This window comes from Enterobacter cloacae complex sp. 302F9 (genome assembly GCF_050030335.1).
Classification (GTDB): Bacteria; Pseudomonadota; Gammaproteobacteria; order Enterobacterales; family Enterobacteriaceae; genus Enterobacter; species Enterobacter hormaechei_C.
This window is the reverse complement of record NZ_JBLGUC010000001.1, coordinates 4,319,239-4,340,619: the sequence shown is the minus strand read 5'-3', so window position 1 is coordinate 4,340,619 and position 21,381 is coordinate 4,319,239. Positions and strand designations below refer to the sequence as shown.

Genomic DNA, 21,381 nt, shown 5'->3' with positions numbered 1-21,381 from the left:
AGCAGATGGCTAAGCAACCGGGATTAGATTTTCAAAGTGCCAAAGGTGGATTTGGCGAGCTGAAACGCAGACTGCTGTTTGTAATCGGCGCGCTGATTGTGTTCCGTATTGGCTCTTTTATTCCGATCCCTGGTATTGATGCCGCTGTACTTGCCAAACTGCTTGAGCAACAGCGAGGCACCATCATTGAAATGTTCAACATGTTCTCTGGTGGTGCTCTCAGCCGTGCTTCTATTTTCGCACTGGGTATTATGCCGTATATTTCGGCATCGATTATTATCCAGCTGCTGACGGTCGTTCATCCGGCCCTGGCAGAGTTGAAGAAAGAAGGGGAGTCTGGACGTCGTAAGATTAGCCAGTACACCCGTTACGGCACTCTGGTGCTGGCAATATTCCAGTCGATCGGTATTGCTACCGGTCTTCCGAATATGCCTGGTATGCAGGGCCTGGTATTAAACCCAGGCTTTGCATTCTATTTCACCGCTGTTGTAAGTCTGGTCACAGGGACCATGTTCCTGATGTGGCTCGGCGAACAGATTACTGAACGAGGTATCGGTAACGGTATCTCAATCATTATCTTCGCCGGTATCGTTGCGGGTCTCCCGCCGGCCATCGCCCATACTATCGAGCAAGCGCGTCAAGGCGACCTGCACTTCCTCCTGTTGCTGTTGGTTGCAGTATTAGTATTTGCAGTGACGTTCTTTGTTGTCTTCGTTGAACGTGGTCAACGCCGCATTGTGGTGAACTACGCTAAACGTCAGCAGGGTCGTCGTGTCTATGCTGCACAGAGCACACATTTACCGCTGAAAGTGAATATGGCGGGGGTTATCCCGGCTATCTTCGCTTCCAGTATTATTCTGTTCCCGGCAACCATCGCGTCATGGTTCGGGGGCGGTACTGGTTGGAACTGGCTGACAACAATTTCGCTGTATTTGCAGCCTGGGCAACCACTTTATGTGTTACTCTATGCGTCTGCGATCATCTTCTTCTGTTTCTTCTACACGGCGTTGGTCTTCAACCCGCGTGAAACAGCAGATAACCTGAAGAAGTCCGGTGCATTTGTACCAGGAATTCGTCCGGGAGAGCAAACGGCGAAGTATATCGATAAAGTAATGACTCGCCTGACTTTGGTTGGTGCGCTTTATATTACTTTTATCTGCCTGATCCCGGAGTTCATGCGTGATGCAATGAAAGTACCGTTCTACTTCGGTGGGACCTCACTGCTTATCGTTGTGGTCGTGATTATGGACTTTATGGCTCAAGTGCAAACTCTGATGATGTCCAGTCAGTATGAGTCTGCATTGAAGAAGGCGAACCTGAAAGGCTACGGCCGCTAACTGGTCGCCTGAGAAGTTACGGAGAGTAAAAATGAAAGTTCGTGCTTCCGTCAAGAAATTATGCCGTAACTGCAAAATCGTTAAGCGTGATGGTGTCATCCGTGTGATTTGCAGTGCCGAGCCGAAGCATAAACAGCGCCAAGGCTGATTATTTCGCATATTTTTCTTGCAAAGTTGGGTTGAGCTGGCTAGATTAGCCAGCCAATCTTTTGTATGTCTGTACGTTTCCATTTGAGTATCCTGAAAACGGGCTTTTCAGCATGGTGCGTACATATTAAATAGTAGGAGTGCATAGTGGCCCGTATAGCAGGCATTAACATTCCTGATCAGAAACATGCTGTGATCGCATTAACTTCGATCTATGGCGTCGGCAAGACCCGTTCTAAAGCCATTCTGGCTGCAGCGGGTATCGCTGAAGATGTTAAGATCAGTGAGCTGTCTGAAGAACAAATCGACACGCTGCGTGACGAAGTTGCCAAATTTGTCGTTGAAGGTGATCTGCGCCGTGAAATCAGCATGAGCATCAAGCGCCTGATGGATCTTGGTTGCTATCGCGGTTTGCGTCATCGTCGTGGTCTGCCAGTGCGCGGTCAGCGTACTAAGACCAACGCACGTACCCGTAAGGGTCCGCGCAAACCGATCAAGAAATAATCGGGGTGATTGAATAATGGCAAAGGCACCAGTTCGTGCACGTAAACGTGTAAGAAAACAAGTCTCTGACGGCGTGGCTCATATCCATGCTTCTTTCAACAACACCATCGTTACTATTACTGATCGTCAGGGTAACGCATTGGGTTGGGCAACAGCCGGTGGTTCCGGTTTCCGTGGTTCTCGCAAATCCACTCCGTTCGCAGCTCAGGTTGCAGCAGAGCGTTGCGCTGAAGCCGTAAAAGAATACGGCATCAAGAATCTGGAAGTTATGGTTAAAGGTCCGGGTCCGGGTCGTGAATCTACTGTTCGCGCTCTGAACGCCGCTGGTTTCCGCATCACGAATATTACTGATGTGACTCCGATCCCTCATAACGGTTGTCGTCCGCCGAAAAAACGTCGCGTATAACGCTCGTTTTTTAGGTTAGTTGGAGATAGAAAATGGCAAGATATTTGGGTCCTAAGCTCAAGCTGAGCCGTCGTGAGGGCACCGACTTATTCCTTAAGTCTGGCGTTCGCGCGATCGATACCAAGTGTAAAATTGAACAAGCTCCTGGCCAGCACGGTGCGCGTAAACCGCGTCTGTCTGACTATGGTGTGCAGTTGCGTGAAAAGCAAAAAGTTCGCCGTATCTACGGTGTGCTGGAGCGTCAGTTCCGTAACTACTATAAAGAAGCAGCACGTCTGAAAGGCAACACAGGTGAAAACCTGCTGGCTCTGCTGGAAGGTCGTCTGGACAACGTTGTATACCGTATGGGCTTCGGCGCGACTCGTGCTGAATCACGCCAGCTGGTTAGCCATAAAGCAATCATGGTAAACGGTCGTGTTGTTAACATCGCTTCTTATCAGGTTAAAGCGAATGACGTTGTTAGCATTCGTGAGAAAGCGAAAAAGCAATCTCGCGTGAAAGCCGCTCTGGAGCTGGCTGAGCAGCGTGAAAAGCCAACCTGGCTGGAAGTTGATGCTGGCAAGATGGAAGGTACGTTCAAGCGTCAGCCAGAACGTTCTGATCTGTCTGCGGACATTAACGAACACCTGATCGTCGAGCTTTACTCCAAGTAAAGCTTAGTACCAAAGAGAGGACACAATGCAGGGTTCTGTGACAGAGTTTCTAAAACCGCGCCTGGTAGATATCGAGCAAGTGAGTTCGACGCACGCCAAGGTGACCCTTGAGCCTTTAGAGCGTGGCTTTGGCCATACTCTGGGTAACGCACTGCGCCGTATTCTGCTCTCATCGATGCCGGGTTGCGCGGTGACCGAGGTTGAGATTGATGGTGTACTTCATGAGTACAGCACCAAAGAAGGCGTTCAGGAAGATATCCTTGAAATCCTGCTCAACCTGAAAGGGCTGGCGGTGAGAGTTCAGGGTAAAGATGAAGTTATTCTTACTCTGAATAAATCTGGCATTGGCCCTGTGACTGCAGCCGACATCACCCACGACGGTGATGTTGAAATCGTCAAGCCGCAGCACGTGATCTGCCACCTGACCGATGAGAACGCAGCTATTAGCATGCGTATCAAAGTTCAGCGCGGTCGTGGTTATGTGCCGGCTTCTGCCCGAATTCATTCGGAAGAAGATGAGCGCCCAATCGGCCGTCTGCTGGTCGACGCATGTTACAGCCCTGTAGAGCGTATTGCCTACAATGTTGAAGCAGCGCGTGTAGAACAGCGTACCGACCTGGACAAGCTGGTCATCGAAATGGAAACCAATGGCACAATCGATCCTGAAGAGGCGATTCGTCGTGCGGCAACCATCCTGGCAGAACAACTGGAAGCTTTCGTTGACTTACGTGATGTACGTCAGCCGGAAGTGAAAGAAGAGAAACCAGAATTCGATCCGATCCTGCTGCGCCCTGTTGACGATCTGGAATTGACTGTCCGCTCTGCTAACTGCCTCAAGGCAGAAGCTATCCACTATATCGGTGATCTGGTACAGCGTACCGAGGTTGAGTTGCTGAAAACGCCGAACCTGGGTAAAAAATCTCTTACCGAGATTAAAGACGTGCTGGCTTCACGTGGTCTGTCTCTGGGCATGCGCCTGGAAAACTGGCCACCGGCAAGCATTGCTGACGAGTAACCGGATCACAGGTTAAGGTTTTACTGAGAAGGATAAGGTCATGCGCCATCGTAAGAGTGGTCGTCAACTGAACCGCAACAGCAGCCATCGCCAGGCTATGTTCCGCAACATGGCAGGTTCACTGGTTCGTCATGAAATCATCAAGACGACCCTGCCTAAAGCGAAAGAGCTGCGTCGCGTAGTTGAGCCGCTGATTACTCTTGCCAAGACTGACAGCGTTGCTAATCGTCGTCTGGCATTCGCCCGTACTCGTGATAACGAGATCGTGGCAAAACTGTTTAACGAACTGGGCCCGCGTTTCGCGAGCCGTGCCGGTGGTTACACTCGCATTCTGAAGTGTGGCTTCCGTGCAGGCGACAACGCGCCGATGGCTTACATCGAGCTGGTTGATCGTTCAGAGAAAGCAGAAGCTGCTGCAGAGTAATCTGTAGTAACGTAAAAAAACCCGCCTCGGCGGGTTTTTTTATATCCGCAGAATCTCCACTTATCTACAATGTCTGTATCTTTTCTGCTCACCCCCTGGAGTTCATTATGTGGTTGCTCGATCAGTGGGCTGAACGCCATATTTGCGATGCCCAAAACAAAGGCGAGTTCGAAAATCTTCCCGGTAGCGGTGAGCCGCTGATTCTGGACGATGATTCACATATTCCCCCTGAATTACGGGCCGGTTATCGCTTACTGAAAAACGCAGGTTGTTTACCGCCTGAACTTCAGCAACGCAATGAAGCCGTCGAGCTTGCCGATCTGCTTAAAGGCATTCATAAGAATGACCCGCGGTACTCCGAAATCAGTCGTCGGTTGGCGCTCATCGAGCTAAAACTGCGCCAGACGGGAATGAATACTGACTTTTTGCATGGTGAGTACAGTGAAAGGTTAATGCAAAAAATAAACGAGGAGTAGCCATGTACCGCATAGGTGAACTTGCGAAGCTTGCTAACGTAACGCCGGATACTATCCGCTACTACGAAAAGCAGCAGATGATCGATCATGAGGTCAGAACGGAAGGTGGATTTCGCCTTTATACGGATAACGACCTGCAACGCCTTCGTTTTATCCGCTATGCACGGCAACTCGGCTTCACGCTGGAGTCGATCCGTGAACTGCTGTCGATCCGTATCGATCCTGAACATCATACGTGTCAGGAATCTAAAAGCATCGTTCAGGCCAGGCTGGATGAAGTTGAAGGACGCATTCAGGAGCTGCAAGCCATGCAGCGATCTCTGCAAAGGTTAAATGACGCGTGCTGCGGTACCGCTCATAGCAGTGTTTATTGCTCAATACTGGAAGCTCTTGAACAGGGCGCCAGTAGTGAAACTCAGGGTTGTTGATTTTTTATCAGCCAGGGACTAGACTCCCGCCGACATTAACTATGCTCAGGAGAAATGATGAGCCGCTATCAGCATACGAAGGGACAAATTAAGGATAACGCCATTGAGGCATTGCTTCACGACCCGCTTTTCAGACAGCGTGTTGAGAAGAACAAGAAAGGAAAAGGGAGTTATCTGCGTAAAGGTAAACATGCACAACGGGGTAACTGGGAGGCCAGTGGCAAGCAAGCTAATCGCTTTTTTACCACTGGCCTTTCTGTTTCTGTCGCCTGATTAAACGCGGTTGTTCTGCTCTTTTAACAGATCGCGAATTTCAGTCAGTAAGACTTCTTCTTTAGTTGGTGCTGGCGGGGCAGCAGCCGGTTCTTCTTTTTTACGGTTAAGTCTGTTGATAAGTTTGATCGCCATGAAAATGGCAAATGCCACGATCACGAAATCAAATACGTTCTGAATGAATACGCCATAGTGCATTACAACCGCAGGGATATCGCCCTGAGCCTCCCGAAGGGTGAAGGCGAACTGTTTGAAATCAATGCCTCCAATCAACAGTCCTAACGGCGGCATAATAATGTCGGCGACTAATGATGAAACGATCTTACCGAACGCCGCACCAATAATGACACCCACTGCCAAATCCACCACATTCCCGCGCATCGCAAATTCGCGAAACTCTTTAATAAAACTCATTATGTTCTCCTTGTGCCAGCTGACGCCTATAAGTTTAACAAATGATTAGCTAATTGCCATTGGGGATAAATAATCGTTATGAAAAATAAAAGGCATGAAAATTAGAAGGTTAATATTTGGGTGCTCTCGTCTGAGCACCCAAATCATTACAGGAAGAACGGGCTTGGCTGGAATAAACGCTCGACGTCGGTAATAAATTTTTTATCGGTCAGGAACATAATAACGTGGTCACCCTGCTCAATACGTAAATTATCATTGGCGATCATGACATCGTTACCTCGCACTACGGCGCCGATAATGGTGCCTGGTGGAAGTTTAATTTCGTCGATCGCGCGACCAACAACGCGCGACGTCGTTTCATCCCCATGAGCGACGGCTTCAATGGCTTCAGCAACACCACGACGAAGAGACGACACGCCGACAATATCCGCTTTACGTACATGGCTTAGCAGGGCAGAAATGGTGGCTTGCTGAGGTGAAATAGCAATATCAATTACGCTACCCTGTACCAGGTCGACATAAGCCTTACGCTGGATAAGCACCATTACTTTTTTCGCCCCCATACGTTTAGCGAGCATGGCGGACATAATATTCGCTTCGTCGTCGTTGGTGACGGCAATAAAAAGATCAACCTGATCGATATGCTCTTCGGCCAACAATTCCTGATCCGAAGCATCGCCATAAAACACGATAGTATTCTGAAGCTTTTCAGCCAGCTCCGACGCGCGCTGTTGATCTCGTTCGATCAGCTTCACGCTGTAGTCTTTTTCCAGCCGTCTCGCCAGACCTGCGCCAATATTACCGCCGCCAACCAGCATAATACGTTTATAAGGTTTTTCGAGACGCTGAAGTTCACTCATCACCGCACGGATATGCTGAGAAGCCGCAATAAAGAAGACTTCATCCCCGGCTTCGACAATGGTGGACCCTTGCGGACGAATAGGTCTGTCGTGACGGAAAATCGCCGCAACACGCGTATCGATATGTGGCATATGCTCGCGCATTGTCGACAGGGCATTACCAATCAGCGGGCCGCCGTAGTACGCCTTCACGACCGCCAGGCTTACTTTTCCTTCCGCAAAGTTCACAACCTGCAACGCGCCCGGGTACTCAATCAGACGATAAATACTGTCGATAACCAGCTGTTCAGGGGCAATAAGATGGTCGATAGGTACTGCTTCGGAATTAAACAGCTTTTCCGCATCCCGGACATAGTCCGGGGAGCGAATGCGGGCGATGCGGTTCGGTGTGTTGAAAAGCGAGTAGGCCACCTGACATGCAACCATGTTGGTTTCATCAGAACTGGTTACTGCAACCAGCATGTCGGCATCGTCCGCGCCCGCCTCCCGAAGCACACGTGGGTGAGAGCCGTGCCCCTGTACAACACGAAGATCAAACTTGTCCTGCAAAACGCGCAGGCGATCGCCATTGGTATCCACAATGGTGATATCGTTGTTTTCGCCCACGAGATTTTCCGCCAGCGTTCCGCCAACTTGCCCTGCGCCCAGAATGATAATTTTCATCTTTCGTGACCTGTTCTCAACATCACTCTTTGATTAGCTTAGCGTAAAAGAAGCCATCACCCTCTTCTGCGCCCGGCAGGTTTTGCAGGCCCGGGTGCTCAGGCGTCCCCGTATCATGCAGCGTAGCGTCCGGGGTGCGTTTCAGGAAGGCCGCAATTTGCTGACTGTTCTCTTCCGGAAGAACGGAGCAGGTTGCATACACCAGGGTTCCGCCGGGTTTGAGATGCGGCCAGATGGCATCCAGAATTTCGGATTGCAACTGGGCAAGCTCCTTGATATCACGATCGCGACGCAGCCATTTGATATCGGGATGACGACGAATCACGCCAGTTGCTGAGCAAGGGGCGTCCAGCAAAATACGATCGAACCTGGTATCACCACACCAGTCTGCGGGTTTACGTCCATCGCCTTGCTTAACCTGTGCTTTCATACCCAGACGCTTGAGGTTGTCATAGACGCGTGAAAGACGCTGCTCATCAACATCCACGGCCATCACGCTGGCCTGCGGCGCCACTTCCAGAATATGCGTTGTTTTCCCCCCTGGCGCTGCACAGAGATCAAGGATCTGCTCCCCGTCTTTCGGTTCAAGCCAGGTCATGCAGCCCTGAGCGGATGCGTCCTGTACCGTTACCCAGCCCTCTTCAAAACCGGGTAATGCATGTACCGGTGCAGGGGAGGCTAAACGAACCGCATCAGGATAAGCAGCGTGTGTGAAGCCGCTCATTCCGGCCTCTTCCAGCAGGGCTAGCCATGCGTCGCGGGTATGATGGTTACGATTGACGCGTAACCACATCGGCGGACGTTGGTTATTGGCATCAGCAATGTCTTGCCATTGCTGTGGGTAGGCTTTTTTAAGGCGATTCAGCAGCCATTCAGGGTGCAGGAAGCGCGCTTCGCTTTGCGCAAATTCTGCCAGCAGTTCGTCCTGCTGACGCTGGAACTGACGCAGCACGCCGTTAATCAACCCTTTCAGTTGAGGACGTTTAATCGAAACGGCACCCTCCACTGTCTCAGCCAGCGCAGCATGAGGTGGAATGCGGGTATGAAGAAGCTGGTAGAAACCGACCATGATCAAATAATGCACGGTACGCTGCTTGCCGCTCATTGGGCGTGACATCAGCTTATTAATTAACCATTCAAGCTGAGAGAGGGTGCGCAGCACGCCAAAGCACAGCTCCTGAAGCAGTGCTTTGTCTTTATCGGAAACCTTTTGTTGCAGTGGAGGCAGGACATTACTCAGTGACTGGCCCTGCTCGATAACCTGCTCAACGGCCTGAGCCGCCATAGTGCGTAGATTTTGTCTTTTCATAACCGTAAAAATAAAAATGCCCGGAAACACCGGGCCTTAAGAGTAAATTTGTTCAGGCAAGGCGATTGCCAGGGATGAACCATTCACGACGGGAATTTAATAGATCCTGCGCGCTCATTGCCTTTTTACCGGCCGGTTGCAGCGATTCAAGATTCAGGATCCCTTCTCCGGTCGCAACCTGGATACCGTTTTTGCTGGCGTCGATAATCGTACCGGGCTCTGCCGAAGTATTGCCGTTAATAACTGAAGCTTTCCAGACTTTCACTGGCTGCTCATCAATCATCAACCAGCTCATCGGCCATGGATTAAAGGCGCGGATACAGAGTTCGAGTTGAGCTGCTGACAGGGACCAGTCGATCCGGGCTTCTTCTTTACTCAGTTTTTCAGCATAGGTCACCTGTGCCTCATCCTGCACTTCAGGTGACGCTGTATTGTCAGCAAGCTGTTGCAACGTCTCAATCAGCCCCTGCGGACCGAGATCCGCCAGCTTGTCATACAGCGTGGCGCTGGTATCTTCTGCGGTAATGGGACACGCCAGTTTATACAGCATGTCGCCCGTGTCTAAACCTACGTCCATCTTCATGATTGTCACGCCAGTTTCAGCATCGCCTGCCCACAGAGCGCGCTGAATAGGGGCTGCACCACGCCAGCGTGGGAGCAAGGAACCATGAACGTTAACACAGCCCAGGCGGGGCATATCGAGTACCGCTTTCGGCAGAATGAGGCCGTAAGCCACAACTACCATCACGTCAGCGTTCAGGTCTGCCACTAACTGCTGGTTTTCCTGAGGTCGTAATGATGCAGGTTGGAAAACCGGCAAACCATGCGTTTCTGCCAGCACTTTAACCGGGCCAGGCATCAGTTTTTTACCGCGGCCAGCCGGACGATCAGGCTGAGTAAATACGCCAACAATCTGATGACCAGACGATAGCAGCGCGTCGAGATGACGCGCTGCAAAATCAGGGGTACCCGCGAAGATTATACGTAGTGATGTAGACACGTTATTCCTTGTATCCGGGGGGCGTTAAGCGCGAGAACGTAAACGATCCAGTTTCTCAACTTTCTGACGAATACGCTGTTGCTTCAGCGGTGAGAGGTAATCGATAAACAGCTTACCGACCAGGTGATCCATCTCATGCTGAATGCAAATCGCCAGCAGATCGTCGGCTTCCAGCTCAAACGGATTGCCGTCACGATCCAGTGCGCGGATTTTAACTTTTTCGGCACGTGGCACCAAAGCGCGCTGTTCAGGGATAGACAGACAGCCTTCCTCAATACCTGTTTCGCCGCTTTTTTCCAGCATCTCAGGGTTGATCAGCACCAGGCGCTCATCACGATTTTCAGAAACGTCGATCACAATAATACGTTTGTGAATGTCTACCTGGGTCGCGGCAAGGCCAATGCCTTCTTCAGCGTACATGGTATCGAACATATCATCGACGATACGCTGAATTTCTGCATTCACTTCTTTAACCGGTTCCGCGACGATGCGAAGGCGCTCGTCAGGAATATGTAACACTTGCAAAACTGCCATAAATTTCCAGAGTCGTGTTCAGGAGTTGATAAGAATATTACTTCTATTCTAGACAAATCCCCGGTCGATTGACAGCATCAGTGACCAATCGCAAAGATTGCTGAGGCTGCTTATGGCAGGGAAAAGGATGACGTCCACAGAGATATGGTTACGGCTTATAAACATCGGGTCGTTATACGGTGACGCGATGCTGGAGATTGCGCAGAGGCTGCTTCGCCAGGCAACCGTCGATGCTGAAGCTGTCAACGCGTCAGGGCTTTCGCCCAAACATGCCGTAAAGTTTTTTTCGTTCAGTGAGAGTGAGCTTGAACGTAGTCTGGAATGGCTGGAACACACCGACAACCACCTTCTCACAGCGGATGATCCTCGCTTTCCGCCATTGTTACGTTCTATACCTGATTTTCCCGGGGCGCTATTTGTGCGAGGCCGCGTTGACGTGCTTAATAGCATGCAGCTTGCGGTTGTGGGCAGCCGTGCGCCCTCGTGGTATGGCGAGCGGTGGGGGAAAATGCTGAGTGAACAGCTGTCCCAATGTGGCTTTACGATCACCAGTGGCCTGGCTTGCGGCATCGATGGTGTGGCACATCATGCGGCGTTGTCAGCAAAAGGGCGAAGTGTCGCCGTGCTTGGCAATGGTCTTTTTAGTCTCTATCCGCGTCGTCATCACATTCTGGCTGAGCAACTTATCGCTTCAGAGGGGGCGATAGTGTCTGAGTTTTCACTTTCGACATCGCCCAGACCGGGTAACTTTCCACGGCGTAACCGGATCATCAGTGGGTTAAGCCAGGGCGTGCTGGTGGTCGAAGCTGCGATTCGGAGTGGATCGCTGGTTACCGCAAGGTGCGCACTGGAGCAGGGGCGTGAAGTCTTTGCGCTACCCGGCCCGTTGGGGAACCCTGGCTGCGAAGGCCCTCACTGGCTGATAAAACAGGGGGCGACGCTGGTGACCTGTAAAGAGGATATCCTGGAAAATTTGCAATATGGATTGCATTGGTTGCAGGATGATCTCCAAAAGCGACATATTTCATCGGATCAGGAGGCAGTAGCATTGCCATTTCCCAAGCTCCTGGCTAACGTAGGAGATGAGGTAACACCTGTTGACGTTGTCGCTGAACGTGCCGGCCAACCTGTGCCAGTAACGGTAGCACAGCTACTCGAACTGGAGTTAGCAGGGTGGATCGCAGCTGTACCCGGCGGCTATGTCCGATTAAGGAGGGCATGCCATGTTCGACGTACTGATGTATTTGTTTGAGACTTACATCCACAACGAAGCAGAAATGCAGGTGGATCAGGACAAATTAACACGGGATCTGACCGACGCAGGTTTTGAGCGGGAAGATATTTATAATGCGTTGATGTGGCTGGATAAGTTGGCTGATTATCAGGACGGCCTCGCCGAACCGATGCAGCTTGCTTCTGACCCATTGTCTGTGCGCATCTATACAGCTGAAGAGTGTGAAAGGCTGGATGCCAGCTGCCGGGGATTCATTTTATTCCTCGAGCAGATTCAGGTGCTAAACCTCGAAACGAGAGAGATGGTGATAGAGCGCGTCATGGCGCTGGATACTGCTGAATTTGAACTGGAAGATCTCAAATGGGTGATCCTGATGGTTCTGTTCAACATCCCAGGCTGTGAAAATGCCTATCAGCAAATGGAAGAATTACTCTTTGAAGTGAATGAAGGTATGCTGCATTAATTCTATGTGCAGCAACAAGAGTTGTTATGGCCAAATCAGCACTCTTCACGGTGCATAAAAACGAGCCCTGCCCACAGTGTGGGGCTGAACTTGTTATTCGGTCCGGGAAACACGGTCCGTTTCTCGGTTGTTCACACTATCCGGAATGTGATTATGTCCGTCCCCTGAAAAGCCAGGCGGACGGACATATCGTCAAAATTCTGGAGGGACAGCTTTGTCCACTCTGTGGCTGCGAACTGGCGCTGCGGCAGGGGCGGTTCGGGATGTTTATCGGATGCAGCCGCTATCCGGAATGTGAACATACGGAACAAATTGATAAACCAGATGAAACGGCAATTGCCTGCCCTCAGTGCCAGCGTGGTCAATTGGTGCAGCGCCGCTCTCGTTATGGCAAGACCTTCCATTCGTGCGATCGCTATCCTGAATGCCAGTTCGTTATCAATTTCAAACCAGTAGCGGGCGTCTGCCCTCATTGCGATTATCCGTTACTTATAGAAAAGAAAACCGCGCAAGGCTTGAAACGCTTTTGCGCCAGTAAACAATGTGGAAAGCCGGTTTCGGCGGATCAAATCAGTGAATAATAACCTGCCATCAGGCTCCATCGCGCAGGCGGTGGACATCCTGAAAAAAGAAGAAGTCATCGCCTATCCAACAGAAGCCGTTTTCGGGGTCGGGTGCGATCCTGACAGCGAAGTCGCCGTTAACCGTCTGCTGGCGCTAAAACAGCGGCCTGTCGAAAAAGGATTGATTTTGATCGCTGCGAACTACGAGCAGCTTAAGCCTTATATTGATGATTCCATGCTGACGCCTGCACAGCGGGAAACCATTTTCTCTGTGTGGCCAGGTCCCGTTACGTTTGTCTTTCCTGCACAACCGACAACGCCGCGCTGGTTAACCGGGCGTTTCGATTCACTCGCGGTACGCGTTACCGACCATCCCTTGGTGGTGGAGTTATGCCAGGCATTTGGTAAACCCCTGGTTTCAACCAGCGCCAACCTGACCGGGCTTCCCCCTTGTCGGACAACAGAAGAAGTTCTGGCGCAGTTCGGGAATGATTTCCCTGTAGCCGTGGGTGAAACCGGGGGGCGTCTTAACCCGTCAGAAATTCGCGATGCCTTGACCGGCGAACGTTTTCGCCAGGGATAATGTTATGGAAACCTATGCTGTTTTTGGTAACCCGATCGCGCACAGCAAGTCGCCTCTGATCCATCAGCTGTTTGCAGAGCAATTGCAGATAGATCACCCGTATGGTCGGGTTCTTGCGCCTGTTGATGCATTTATACCGACGCTGAATAGCTTTTTTGATGCGGGTGGTAAAGGTGCGAACGTCACGGTGCCTTTTAAAGAAGAGGCTTTCGGGCGCGCGGATGAGCTGACCGAGCGTGCCTCGCTCGCTGGTGCCGTCAATACCCTTAAGCGGCTCGAAGATGGTCGCCTTCTGGGCGATAACACCGATGGCATAGGTTTACTCAGCGATCTGGAACGACTGTCGTTTATTAAACCAGGCTTTCGGATCCTGCTGATCGGCGCGGGTGGCGCGTCGCGCGGCGTATTGCTTCCTCTTCTTTCGCTGGATTGTGCGGTGACAATCACCAACCGTACCTTCTCCAGAGCAGAAGAGCTGGCGGCGTTGTTCGCACACACAGGCAGCGTAACTGCGGTAGCACTTGACGATCTCGCGGGTCACGAATTTGATCTTGTAATTAATGCCACCTCAAGCGGTATTAATGGAGAGATCCCGGCGATTCCTGCATCCCTGGTTCATTCCCACATCTACGCCTATGACATGTTTTATCAAAAAGGGAAAACGCCATTTCTGACCTGGTGTGAACAACAGGGGGCAAAACACGTGGCTGATGGTCTGGGCATGCTGGTGGGGCAGGCGGCTCATGCGGTGCTACTCTGGCATGGCGTGTTACCTGCTGTAGAACCAGTGATCGAAAAGCTGAAACAGGAACTGATGGCATGAATCAGGCGATTCATTTTCCCGACAGAGAAATCTGGGATGAAAATAAGCAAGCGGTTTGTTTCCCGGTGCTGGTGCATGGAATGCAGCTCACCTGTGCGATTAAAGGGGAGACGTTGCATCAGCGCTTTGGTGGTTCAGATCCGTTAGCGGTCTTTTGCGAAAATCGCTGGGATCTGGAAGAGGAAGCCAGCGATTTGATCCGCGATCAGCAGGAAGACGATCAGGGTTGGGTCTGGTTATCCTGATCCAGATAGTCATTCTTCCATTTAACGTAATTGTTCGCTGAGTATTTCAATCCTTCGATCTCCGCCTCTTTTAGGGGGCGGATCTGTTTAACCGGACTGCCTAAATAGAGATAGCCACTTTCCAGACGTTTGTTTTGCGGAACAAGGCTTCCTGCGCCAATCATTACGTCATCTTCTACTATGACGCCATCCAGCAAAATCGATCCCATCCCAACGAGAACCCTGTTACCGATTGTGCAACCGTGGAGCATCACTTTATGACCGACGGTGACATCTTCCCCAATGATGAGCGGATTGCCCTCAGGGTTATAAGATGACTTATGAGTCACATGCAGCACGCTGCCGTCCTGAATATTGGTGCGTGCACCGATTGCAACGTAGTTAACATCGCCCCGGATCGCGACGAGTGGCCAGATGCTGACATCATCGGCCATGCGAACATCACCAATGACCACGCTGCTGGCATCGATCATCACGCGATCGCCTTTTTGGGGGAACAGATCTTTATAAGGACGTAATACTGCAAACATATCTACCTCGATACAGATGAGCGCTATTAAAGAAGACTTTGATCGTATTCCTGGATCGAGGCAAGGCAAAATGCGTCAATTTTTAAGCGGATCGGGTGGGTTTTCAGCGAAAAGAACGGAAAATCATCAGTTGGAAAAAAAGATCTAAAAAATACTTGTGCTAAAAACTGGGATCCCTATAATGCGCCTCCATCGACACGGCGGATGTGAATCACTTCACAGACAACCCGGTCGGCTGAAGAGAAAAAATCCTGAAATAACAGGTTGACTCTGAAGGAGGAAAGCGTAATATACGCCACCTCGCGACAGAGCGCTGAAGCGCGTCGCAACTGCTCTTTAACAATTTATCAGACAATCTGTGTGGGCACTCAAAGTGACATGGATTCTTAATGTCTTCGGACACTAAATGAATACCAAGTCTCAACGAGTGAACACGTAATTCATTACGAAGTTTAATTCATTGAGCATCAAACTTTTAAATTGAAGAGTTTGATCATGGCTCAGATTGAACGCTGGCGGCAGGCCTAACACATGCAAGTCGAACGGTAACAGGAAGCAGCTTGCTGCTTCGCTGACGAGTGGCGGACGGGTGAGTAATGTCTGGGAAACTGCCTGATGGAGGGGGATAACTACTGGAAACGGTAGCTAATACCGCATAACGTCGCAAGACCAAAGAGGGGGACCTTCGGGCCTCTTGCCATCGGATGTGCCCAGATGGGATTAGCTAGTAGGTGGGGTAACGGCTCACCTAGGCGACGATCCCTAGCTGGTCTGAGAGGATGACCAGCCACACTGGAACTGAGACACGGTCCAGACTCCTACGGGAGGCAGCAGTGGGGAATATTGCACAATGGGCGCAAGCCTGATGCAGCCATGCCGCGTGTATGAAGAAGGCCTTCGGGTTGTAAAGTACTTTCAGCGGGGAGGAAGGTGTTGAGGTTAATAACCTCAGCAATTGACGTTACCCGCAGAAGAAGCACCGGCTAACTCCGTGCCAGCAGCCGCGGTAATACGGAGGGTGCAAGCGTTAATCGGAATTACTGGGCGTAAAGCGCACGCAGGCGGTCTGTCAAGTCGGATGTGAAATCCCCGGGCTCAACCTGGGAACTGCATTCGAAACTGGCAGGCTAGAGTCTTGTAGAGGGGGGTAGAATTCCAGGTGTAGCGGTGAAATGCGTAGAGATCTGGAGGAATACCGGTGGCGAAGGCGGCCCCCTGGACAAAGACTGACGCTCAGGTGCGAAAGCGTGGGGAGCAAACAGGATTAGATACCCTGGTAGTCCACGCCGTAAACGATGTCGACTTGGAGGTTGTGCCCTTGAGGCGTGGCTTCCGGAGCTAACGCGTTAAGTCGACCGCCTGGGGAGTACGGCCGCAAGGTTAAAACTCAAATGAATTGACGGGGGCCCGCACAAGCGGTGGAGCATGTGGTTTAATTCGATGCAACGCGAAGAACCTTACCTACTCTTGACATCCAGAGAACTTAGCAGAGATGCTTTGGTGCCTTCGGGAACTCTGAGACAGGTGCTGCATGGCTGTCGTCAGCTCGTGTTGTGAAATGTTGGGTTAAGTCCCGCAACGAGCGCAACCCTTATCCTTTGTTGCCAGCGGTTAGGCCGGGAACTCAAAGGAGACTGCCAGTGATAAACTGGAGGAAGGTGGGGATGACGTCAAGTCATCATGGCCCTTACGAGTAGGGCTACACACGTGCTACAATGGCGCATACAAAGAGAAGCGACCTCGCGAGAGCAAGCGGACCTCATAAAGTGCGTCGTAGTCCGGATTGGAGTCTGCAACTCGACTCCATGAAGTCGGAATCGCTAGTAATCGTGGATCAGAATGCCACGGTGAATACGTTCCCGGGCCTTGTACACACCGCCCGTCACACCATGGGAGTGGGTTGCAAAAGAAGTAGGTAGCTTAACCTTCGGGAGGGCGCTTACCACTTTGTGATTCATGACTGGGGTGAAGTCGTAACAAGGTAACCGTAGGGGAACCTGCGGTTGGATCACCTCCTTACCTTAAAGAACCTGCCTTTGCAGTGCTCACACAGATTGTCTGATGAAAAGTAAATAGCAAGGCGTCTTGCGATTGAGACTGTACGTCCCCTTCGTCTAGAGGCCCAGGACACCGCCCTTTCACGGCGGTAACAGGGGTTCGAATCCCCTAGGGGACGCCACTTGCTGGTTCGTGAGTGAAAGTCACCTGCCTTAATATCTCAAAACTGACTTGCGAGTCATGTTTGAGATATTTGCTCTTTAAAAATCTGGATCAAGCTGAAAATTGAAACGACACACAGCTCATGTGTGTTCGAGTCTCTCAAATTTTCGCAATCAGAAGATGAAACATCTTCGGGTTGTGAGGTTAAGCGACTAAGCGTACACGGTGGATGCCCTGGCAGTCAGAGGCGATGAAGGACGTGCTAATCTGCGAAAAGCGCCGGCGAGGTGATATGAACCCTTGACCCGGCGATGTCCGAATGGGGAAACCCAGTGCAATCCGTTGCACTATCGTTAACTGAATACATAGGTTAACGAGGCGAACCGGGGGAACTGAAACATCTAAGTACCCCGAGGAAAAGAAATCAACCGAGATTCCCCCAGTAGCGGCGAGCGAACGGGGAGCAGCCCGGAGTCTGAATCAGCTTGTGTGTTAGTGGAACGGTCTGGAAAGTCCGACGGTACAGGGTGATAGTCCCGTACACGAAAGCACACATGCTGTGAACTCGAAGAGTAGGGCGGGACACGTGGTATCCTGTCTGAATATGGGGGGACCATCCTCCAAGGCTAAATACTCCTGACTGACCGATAGTGAACCAGTACCGTGAGGGAAAGGCGAAAAGAACCCCGGCGAGGGGAGTGAAAAAGAACCTGAAACCGTGTACGTACAAGCAGTGGGAGCCTCTTTATGGGGTGACTGCGTACCTTTTGTATAATGGGTCAGCGACTTATATTCTGTAGCAAGGTTAACCGTATAGGGGAGCCGAAGGGAAACCGAGTCTTAACTGGGCGTTAAGTTGCAGGGTATAGACCCGAAACCCGGTGATCTAGCCATGGGCAGGTTGAAGGTTGGGTAACACTAACTGGAGGACCGAACCGACTAATGTTGAAAAATTAGCGGATGACCTGTGGCTGGGGGTGAAAGGCCAATCAAACCGGGAGATAGCTGGTTCTCCCCGAAAGCTATTTAGGTAGCGCCTCGTGAACTCATCTTCGGGGGTAGAGCACTGTTTCGGCTAGGGGGCCATCCCGGCTTACCAACCCGATGCAAACTACGAATACCGAAGAATGTTATCACGGGAGACACACGGCGGGTGCTAACGTCCGTCGTGAAGAGGGAAACAACCCAGACCGCCAGCTAAGGTCCCAAAGTCATGGTTAAGTGGGAAACGATGTGGGAAGGCACAGACAGCCAGGATGTTGGCTTAGAAGCAGCCATCATTTAAAGAAAGCGTAATAGCTCACTGGTCGAGTCGGCCTGCGCGGAAGATGTAACGGGGCTAAACCATGCACCGAAGCTGCGGCAGCGACACTATGTGTTGTTGGGTAGGGGAGCGTTCTGTAAGCCGTTGAAGGTGTGCTGTGAGGCATGCTGGAGGTATCAGAAGTGCGAATGCTGACATAAGTAACGATAAAGCGGGTGAAAAGCCCGCTCGCCGGAAGACCAAGGGTTCCTGTCCAACGTTAATCGGGGCAGGGTGAGTCGACCCCTAAGGCGAGGCCGAAAGGCGTAGTCGATGGGAAACAGGTTAATATTCCTGTACTTGGTGTTACTGCGAAGGGGGGACGGAGAAGGCTATGTCAGCCGGGCGACGGTTGTCCCGGTTTAAGCATGTAGGCGGAGGTTCCAGGTAAATCCGGTACCTTATTAACGCTGAGGTGTGATGACGAGGCACTACGGTGCTGAAGTGATAAATGCCCTGCTTCCAGGAAAAGCCTCTAAGCATCAGGTAACACGAAATCGTACCCCAAACCGACACAGGTGGTCAGGTAGAGAATACCAAGGCGCTTGAGAGAACTCGGGTGAAGGAACTAGGCAAAATGGTGCCGTAACTTCGGGAGAAGGCACGCTGATGTGTAGGTGAAGCCCCTGCGGGCGGAGCTGAAATCAGTCGAAGATACCAGCTGGCTGCAACTGTTTATTAAAAACACAGCACTGTGCAAACACGAAAGTGGACGTATACGGTGTGACGCCTGCCCGGTGCCGGAAGGTTAATTGATGGGGTTAGCGGCAACGCGAAGCTCTTGATCGAAGCCCCGGTAAACGGCGGCCGTAACTATAACGGTCCTAAGGTAGCGAAATTCCTTGTCGGGTAAGTTCCGACCTGCACGAATGGCGTAATGATGGCCAGGCTGTCTCCACCCGAGACTCAGTGAAATTGAACTCGCTGTGAAGATGCAGTGTACCCGCGGCAAGACGGAAAGACCCCGTGAACCTTTACTATAGCTTGACACTGAACACTGGTCCTTGATGTGTAGGATAGGTGGGAGGCTTTGAAGCGTGGACGCCAGTCTGCGTGGAGCCAACCTTGAAATACCACCCTTTAATGGCTGGTGTTCTAACGTAGACCCGTAATCCGGGTTGCGGACAGTGTCTGGTGGGTAGTTTGACTGGGGCGGTCTCCTCCCAAAGAGTAACGGAGGAGCACGAAGGTTGGCTAATCCTGGTCGGACATCAGGAGGTTAGTGCAATGGCATAAGCCAGCTTGACTGCGAGCGTGACGGCGCGAGCAGGTGCGAAAGCAGGTCATAGTGATCCGGTGGTTCTGAATGGAAGGGCCATCGCTCAACGGATAAAAGGTACTCCGGGGATAACAGGCTGATACCGCCCAAGAGTTCATATCGACGGCGGTGTTTGGCACCTCGATGTCGGCTCATCACATCCTGGGGCTGAAGTAGGTCCCAAGGGTATGGCTGTTCGCCATTTAAAGTGGTACGCGAGCTGGGTTTAGAACGTCGTGAGACAGTTCGGTCCCTATCTGCCGTGGGCGCTGGAGAATTGAGGGGGGCTGCTCCTAGTACGAGAGGACCGGAGTGGACGCATCACTGGTGTTCGGGTTGTCATGCCAATGGCACTGCCCGGTAGCTAAATGCGGAAGAGATAAGTGCTGAAAGCATCTAAGCACGAAACTTGCCCCGAGATGAGTTCTCCCTGAGACTTTAAGTCTCCTGAAGGAACGTTGAAGACGACGACGTTGATAGGTCGGGTGTGTAAGCGCAGCGATGCGTTGAGCTAACCGATACTAATGAACCGTGAGGCTTAACCTTACAACGCCGAAGGTGTTTTGGCGAAGAGACAGACACGATTTTCAGCTTAGATTCAGAGTCCGAAGGATTTTGCGCTGAGACAAGGCGGCAAACGAAGGAAAGGAAGGAGCATACTGAGGTATGTGACTGACTTTACGAGAGCAGCCAACGCAGTATCAGTGCGAAAGACACAGGACAGAGCACAAGAATTTGCCTGGCGGCTTTAGCGCGGTGGTCCCACCTGACCCCATGCCGAACTCAGAAGTGAAACGCCGTAGCGCCGATGGTAGTGTGGGGTCTCCCCATGTGAGAGTAGGGAACTGCCAGGCATCAAATTTAGCGTGCTGATATGGCTCAGTTGGTAGAGCGCACCCTTGGTAAGGGTGAGGTCCCCAGTTCGACTCTGGGTATCAGCACCACTTTATACTTAGGTTAAAGTTCGGCAAGAAGTAAAAGAATTTGTCTGGCGGCTTTAGCGCGGTGGTCCCACCTGACCCCATGCCGAACTCAGAAGTGAAACGCCGTAGCGCCGATGGTAGTGTGGGGTCTCCCCATGTGAGAGTAGGGAACTGCCAGACATCAAACAAGTAGAAAGGCCATCCGAAAGGATGGCCTTTTTGCGTTATCGCTCCAGCCAAACCAATTCCCTCATTCGATATTCCTGCTGTCGCCATTAATACCTTACGGACGTATTAAAGCGTTTTACCCTACTGAAACTGAAGTTGTGGAATGCATTATGCTGGCTCGCAGCAGCGTTAAATCAATTAAATGTTATGTACAGGTATGGGGTATAGCGGGGAGTAAGGTAGCGTATTGAATTTAATTAATATCTGATGCTATTCGTGATGAGGAATATACGTTCCTTATATCAGGGAAAAATAAAAGCGCGGCGATGGCCGCGCTTTTAGAAGCCTTATTTAGTCAGGGCGACAATACCGAGTGTCAGGCCAGCGATTGCCGCGGCGCCACCAGCAATCGCACCTGCTGTTTCCCAGTTATCCTGGGTAGTGCCCTTCATACAGGTATTGGTGTGAACCAGTCGCCCCTGATCGTCGTATACCGGTACACATGGAGAGTCGTGCGCGCAACCAGCAAGCAGCGCAGCGAGAAGTGCAACGGAAAGGAATCTTTTCATGATGTTACCTCAATATGATCGCTTATTCGCTAAAGAGCCGATACAGCAATTAACGAACTGATGATTATTTTACCACCGCACTAATACCATGCAGCACGGGGAATAATCTCAATTTG

23 protein-coding genes, 2 tRNA genes and 4 rRNA genes are annotated in these 21,381 nt (G+C 51.3%); 22 read left to right on the top strand and 7 right to left on the bottom strand.

Going from position 1 to position 21,381, the window contains the following annotated elements; genetic code table 11:
• Positions 1-5 precede the first annotated feature (5 nt).
• The 10 genes from secY (at position 6) to ACQG0T_RS21040 (ending at position 5,663) form a co-directional block, all read left to right on the top strand.
• On the top strand, positions 6-1,337 hold the full coding sequence (secY, locus tag ACQG0T_RS21085) for a preprotein translocase subunit SecY (RefSeq protein WP_003863305.1): 1,332 nt from the start codon (positions 6-8) through the stop codon (positions 1,335-1,337).
• Between the two features lie 31 nt (positions 1,338-1,368).
• Entirely contained in the window at positions 1,369-1,485 is a 117-nt protein-coding gene (gene rpmJ, locus ACQG0T_RS21080; protein WP_000868187.1) for a 50S ribosomal protein L36, read from the top strand.
• 146 nt (positions 1,486-1,631) lie between these two features.
• Positions 1,632-1,988 (top strand): 30S ribosomal protein S13, encoded by a 357-nt coding sequence (gene rpsM, locus ACQG0T_RS21075; RefSeq protein ID WP_003863308.1) that lies wholly within the window; start codon positions 1,632-1,634, stop codon positions 1,986-1,988.
• A gap of 16 nt (positions 1,989-2,004) precedes the next feature.
• Positions 2,005-2,394 (top strand): 30S ribosomal protein S11, encoded by a 390-nt coding sequence (gene rpsK, locus ACQG0T_RS21070; protein ID WP_003863312.1) that lies wholly within the window; start codon positions 2,005-2,007, stop codon positions 2,392-2,394.
• Positions 2,395-2,426: 32 nt separating this feature from the next.
• Positions 2,427-3,047, top strand: coding sequence for a 30S ribosomal protein S4 (gene rpsD / locus ACQG0T_RS21065; protein WP_003863314.1), 621 nt, complete (start codon positions 2,427-2,429; stop codon positions 3,045-3,047).
• Between the two features lie 25 nt (positions 3,048-3,072).
• Positions 3,073-4,062 carry a DNA-directed RNA polymerase subunit alpha gene (locus ACQG0T_RS21060; protein ID WP_002919219.1) on the top strand — a complete coding sequence of 330 codons (990 nt, stop codon included), beginning with the start codon at positions 3,073-3,075 and terminating at the stop codon, positions 4,060-4,062.
• 40 nt (positions 4,063-4,102) lie between these two features.
• Positions 4,103-4,486, top strand: coding sequence for a 50S ribosomal protein L17 (gene rplQ / locus ACQG0T_RS21055; protein WP_001216368.1), 384 nt, complete (start codon positions 4,103-4,105; stop codon positions 4,484-4,486).
• Positions 4,487-4,593: 107 nt separating this feature from the next.
• The gene (locus ACQG0T_RS21050) at positions 4,594-4,962 is read left to right on the top strand and encodes a DUF1992 domain-containing protein (RefSeq protein ID WP_023295520.1); all 369 of its coding nucleotides are present in this window, start codon (positions 4,594-4,596) and stop codon (positions 4,960-4,962) included.
• A 2-nt stretch (positions 4,963-4,964) separates the two neighbouring features.
• Positions 4,965-5,390 carry a Zn(2+)-responsive transcriptional regulator gene (gene zntR, locus ACQG0T_RS21045; RefSeq protein ID WP_003863328.1) on the top strand — a complete coding sequence of 142 codons (426 nt, stop codon included), beginning with the start codon at positions 4,965-4,967 and terminating at the stop codon, positions 5,388-5,390.
• 57 nt (positions 5,391-5,447) lie between these two features.
• On the top strand, positions 5,448-5,663 hold the full coding sequence (locus ACQG0T_RS21040) for an alternative ribosome-rescue factor A (protein WP_017383729.1): 216 nt from the start codon (positions 5,448-5,450) through the stop codon (positions 5,661-5,663).
• Here ACQG0T_RS21040 and mscL read toward each other — a convergent pair whose 3' ends face one another.
• From mscL to def, 5 genes are all read right to left on the bottom strand, one after another.
• A complete protein-coding gene (gene mscL / locus ACQG0T_RS21035) occupies positions 5,664-6,077 on the bottom strand; it encodes a large-conductance mechanosensitive channel protein MscL (RefSeq protein ID WP_003863335.1) in 414 nt (137 codons plus the stop codon). It abuts the gene before it with no gap.
• 146 nt (positions 6,078-6,223) lie between these two features.
• The gene (gene trkA / locus ACQG0T_RS21030) at positions 6,224-7,600 is read right to left on the bottom strand and encodes a Trk system potassium transporter TrkA (protein ID WP_003863337.1); all 1,377 of its coding nucleotides are present in this window, start codon (positions 7,598-7,600) and stop codon (positions 6,224-6,226) included.
• A gap of 22 nt (positions 7,601-7,622) precedes the next feature.
• Positions 7,623-8,909: a 16S rRNA (cytosine(967)-C(5))-methyltransferase RsmB gene (gene rsmB / locus ACQG0T_RS21025; protein ID WP_045907658.1), complete on the bottom strand. Its 1,287-nt coding sequence runs from the start codon at positions 8,907-8,909 to the stop codon at positions 7,623-7,625.
• Between the two features lie 52 nt (positions 8,910-8,961).
• Entirely contained in the window at positions 8,962-9,909 is a 948-nt protein-coding gene (gene fmt / locus ACQG0T_RS21020) for a methionyl-tRNA formyltransferase (protein ID WP_271040475.1), read from the bottom strand.
• Between the two features lie 24 nt (positions 9,910-9,933).
• Positions 9,934-10,443, bottom strand: a complete 510-nt coding sequence (gene def, locus ACQG0T_RS21015; RefSeq protein WP_015571402.1) for a peptide deformylase — start codon at positions 10,441-10,443, stop codon at positions 9,934-9,936.
• A 127-nt stretch (positions 10,444-10,570) separates the two neighbouring features.
• Here def and dprA point away from each other — a divergent pair, with 127 nt between their 5' ends.
• Genes dprA through ACQG0T_RS20985 form a run of 6 tightly spaced genes read left to right on the top strand, consistent with a single transcriptional unit; the run spans position 10,571 to position 14,354 of the window.
• Complete coding sequence (gene dprA, locus ACQG0T_RS21010) at positions 10,571-11,695, top strand: DNA-protecting protein DprA (RefSeq protein ID WP_017693885.1); 1,125 nt, start codon at positions 10,571-10,573, stop codon at positions 11,693-11,695.
• Entirely contained in the window at positions 11,667-12,140 is a 474-nt protein-coding gene (smg, locus tag ACQG0T_RS21005; protein ID WP_000460665.1) for a DUF494 family protein Smg, read from the top strand. The genes dprA and smg overlap by 29 nt, the downstream gene beginning before the upstream one ends.
• 26 nt (positions 12,141-12,166) lie before the next feature.
• Positions 12,167-12,721 (top strand): DNA topoisomerase family protein, encoded by a 555-nt coding sequence (locus ACQG0T_RS21000; protein ID WP_252051793.1) that lies wholly within the window; start codon positions 12,167-12,169, stop codon positions 12,719-12,721.
• Complete coding sequence (tsaC, locus tag ACQG0T_RS20995; protein WP_017693886.1) at positions 12,714-13,286, top strand: L-threonylcarbamoyladenylate synthase type 1 TsaC; 573 nt, start codon at positions 12,714-12,716, stop codon at positions 13,284-13,286. Before ACQG0T_RS21000 ends, tsaC begins: the two co-directional genes overlap by 8 nt.
• Before the next feature lie 4 nt (positions 13,287-13,290).
• Positions 13,291-14,109 carry a shikimate dehydrogenase gene (aroE, locus tag ACQG0T_RS20990; RefSeq protein ID WP_015571399.1) on the top strand — a complete coding sequence of 273 codons (819 nt, stop codon included), beginning with the start codon at positions 13,291-13,293 and terminating at the stop codon, positions 14,107-14,109.
• Complete coding sequence (locus ACQG0T_RS20985; protein WP_015571398.1) at positions 14,106-14,354, top strand: DUF1488 domain-containing protein; 249 nt, start codon at positions 14,106-14,108, stop codon at positions 14,352-14,354. The genes aroE and ACQG0T_RS20985 overlap by 4 nt, the downstream gene beginning before the upstream one ends.
• Here ACQG0T_RS20985 and ACQG0T_RS20980 read toward each other — a convergent pair.
• Positions 14,330-14,884, bottom strand: a complete 555-nt coding sequence (locus ACQG0T_RS20980) for a gamma carbonic anhydrase family protein (protein ID WP_003863357.1) — start codon at positions 14,882-14,884, stop codon at positions 14,330-14,332. The two genes, ACQG0T_RS20985 and ACQG0T_RS20980, sit on opposite strands and share 25 nt — an antisense overlap.
• 477 nt (positions 14,885-15,361) lie before the next feature.
• Between ACQG0T_RS20980 and ACQG0T_RS20975 the strand changes: the two genes are divergently transcribed.
• The 6 genes from ACQG0T_RS20975 (at position 15,362) to rrf (ACQG0T_RS20950) (ending at position 20,708) form a co-directional block, all read left to right on the top strand.
• Positions 15,362-16,903: ribosomal RNA gene (locus ACQG0T_RS20975) — 16S ribosomal RNA — on the top strand.
• Positions 16,904-16,987: 84 nt separating this feature from the next.
• A tRNA-Glu gene (locus ACQG0T_RS20970) sits at positions 16,988-17,063 on the top strand.
• 183 nt (positions 17,064-17,246) lie between these two features.
• Positions 17,247-20,151 (top strand): 23S ribosomal RNA (locus tag ACQG0T_RS20965).
• Between the two features lie 192 nt (positions 20,152-20,343).
• A 5S ribosomal RNA gene (rrf, locus tag ACQG0T_RS20960) occupies positions 20,344-20,459 on the top strand.
• Between the two features lie 14 nt (positions 20,460-20,473).
• Positions 20,474-20,549: transfer RNA gene (locus ACQG0T_RS20955), tRNA-Thr, on the top strand.
• A 43-nt stretch (positions 20,550-20,592) separates the two neighbouring features.
• Positions 20,593-20,708: ribosomal RNA gene (gene rrf / locus ACQG0T_RS20950) — 5S ribosomal RNA — on the top strand.
• The 16S, 23S and 5S rRNA genes sit together here with 2 tRNA genes alongside, the layout of an rRNA operon.
• A gap of 335 nt (positions 20,709-21,043) precedes the next feature.
• Here the strand turns inward: rrf (ACQG0T_RS20950) and ACQG0T_RS20945 are convergent.
• A complete protein-coding gene (locus tag ACQG0T_RS20945; RefSeq protein ID WP_003860364.1) occupies positions 21,044-21,265 on the bottom strand; it encodes a lipoprotein in 222 nt (73 codons plus the stop codon).
• Positions 21,266-21,381: the final 116 nt, after the last annotated feature.

Coding starts and splice junctions, on each gene's coding strand:
- secY (WP_003863305.1), top strand. CDS start 6: ATGGCTAAGCAACCGGGATTAGATTTTCAAAGTGCCAAAGGTGGATTT.
- rpmJ (WP_000868187.1), top strand. CDS start 1,369: ATGAAAGTTCGTGCTTCCGTCAAGAAATTATGCCGTAACTGCAAAATC.
- rpsK (WP_003863312.1), top strand. CDS start 2,005: ATGGCAAAGGCACCAGTTCGTGCACGTAAACGTGTAAGAAAACAAGTC.
- rpsD (WP_003863314.1), top strand. CDS start 2,427: ATGGCAAGATATTTGGGTCCTAAGCTCAAGCTGAGCCGTCGTGAGGGC.
- ACQG0T_RS21060 (WP_002919219.1), top strand. CDS start 3,073: ATGCAGGGTTCTGTGACAGAGTTTCTAAAACCGCGCCTGGTAGATATC.
- rplQ (WP_001216368.1), top strand. CDS start 4,103: ATGCGCCATCGTAAGAGTGGTCGTCAACTGAACCGCAACAGCAGCCAT.
- ACQG0T_RS21050 (WP_023295520.1), top strand. CDS start 4,594: ATGTGGTTGCTCGATCAGTGGGCTGAACGCCATATTTGCGATGCCCAA.
- zntR (WP_003863328.1), top strand. CDS start 4,965: ATGTACCGCATAGGTGAACTTGCGAAGCTTGCTAACGTAACGCCGGAT.
- ACQG0T_RS21040 (WP_017383729.1), top strand. CDS start 5,448: ATGAGCCGCTATCAGCATACGAAGGGACAAATTAAGGATAACGCCATT.
- mscL (WP_003863335.1), bottom strand. CDS start 6,077: ATGAGTTTTATTAAAGAGTTTCGCGAATTTGCGATGCGCGGGAATGTG.
- trkA (WP_003863337.1), bottom strand. CDS start 7,600: ATGAAAATTATCATTCTGGGCGCAGGGCAAGTTGGCGGAACGCTGGCG.
- rsmB (WP_045907658.1), bottom strand. CDS start 8,909: ATGAAAAGACAAAATCTACGCACTATGGCGGCTCAGGCCGTTGAGCAG.
- def (WP_015571402.1), bottom strand. CDS start 10,443: ATGGCAGTTTTGCAAGTGTTACATATTCCTGACGAGCGCCTTCGCATC.
- dprA (WP_017693885.1), top strand. CDS start 10,571: ATGACGTCCACAGAGATATGGTTACGGCTTATAAACATCGGGTCGTTA.
- smg (WP_000460665.1), top strand. CDS start 11,667: ATGTTCGACGTACTGATGTATTTGTTTGAGACTTACATCCACAACGAA.
- ACQG0T_RS21000 (WP_252051793.1), top strand. CDS start 12,167: ATGGCCAAATCAGCACTCTTCACGGTGCATAAAAACGAGCCCTGCCCA.
- aroE (WP_015571399.1), top strand. CDS start 13,291: ATGGAAACCTATGCTGTTTTTGGTAACCCGATCGCGCACAGCAAGTCG.
- ACQG0T_RS20985 (WP_015571398.1), top strand. CDS start 14,106: ATGAATCAGGCGATTCATTTTCCCGACAGAGAAATCTGGGATGAAAAT.
- ACQG0T_RS20980 (WP_003863357.1), bottom strand. CDS start 14,884: ATGTTTGCAGTATTACGTCCTTATAAAGATCTGTTCCCCCAAAAAGGC.
- ACQG0T_RS20945 (WP_003860364.1), bottom strand. CDS start 21,265: ATGAAAAGATTCCTTTCCGTTGCACTTCTCGCTGCGCTGCTTGCTGGT.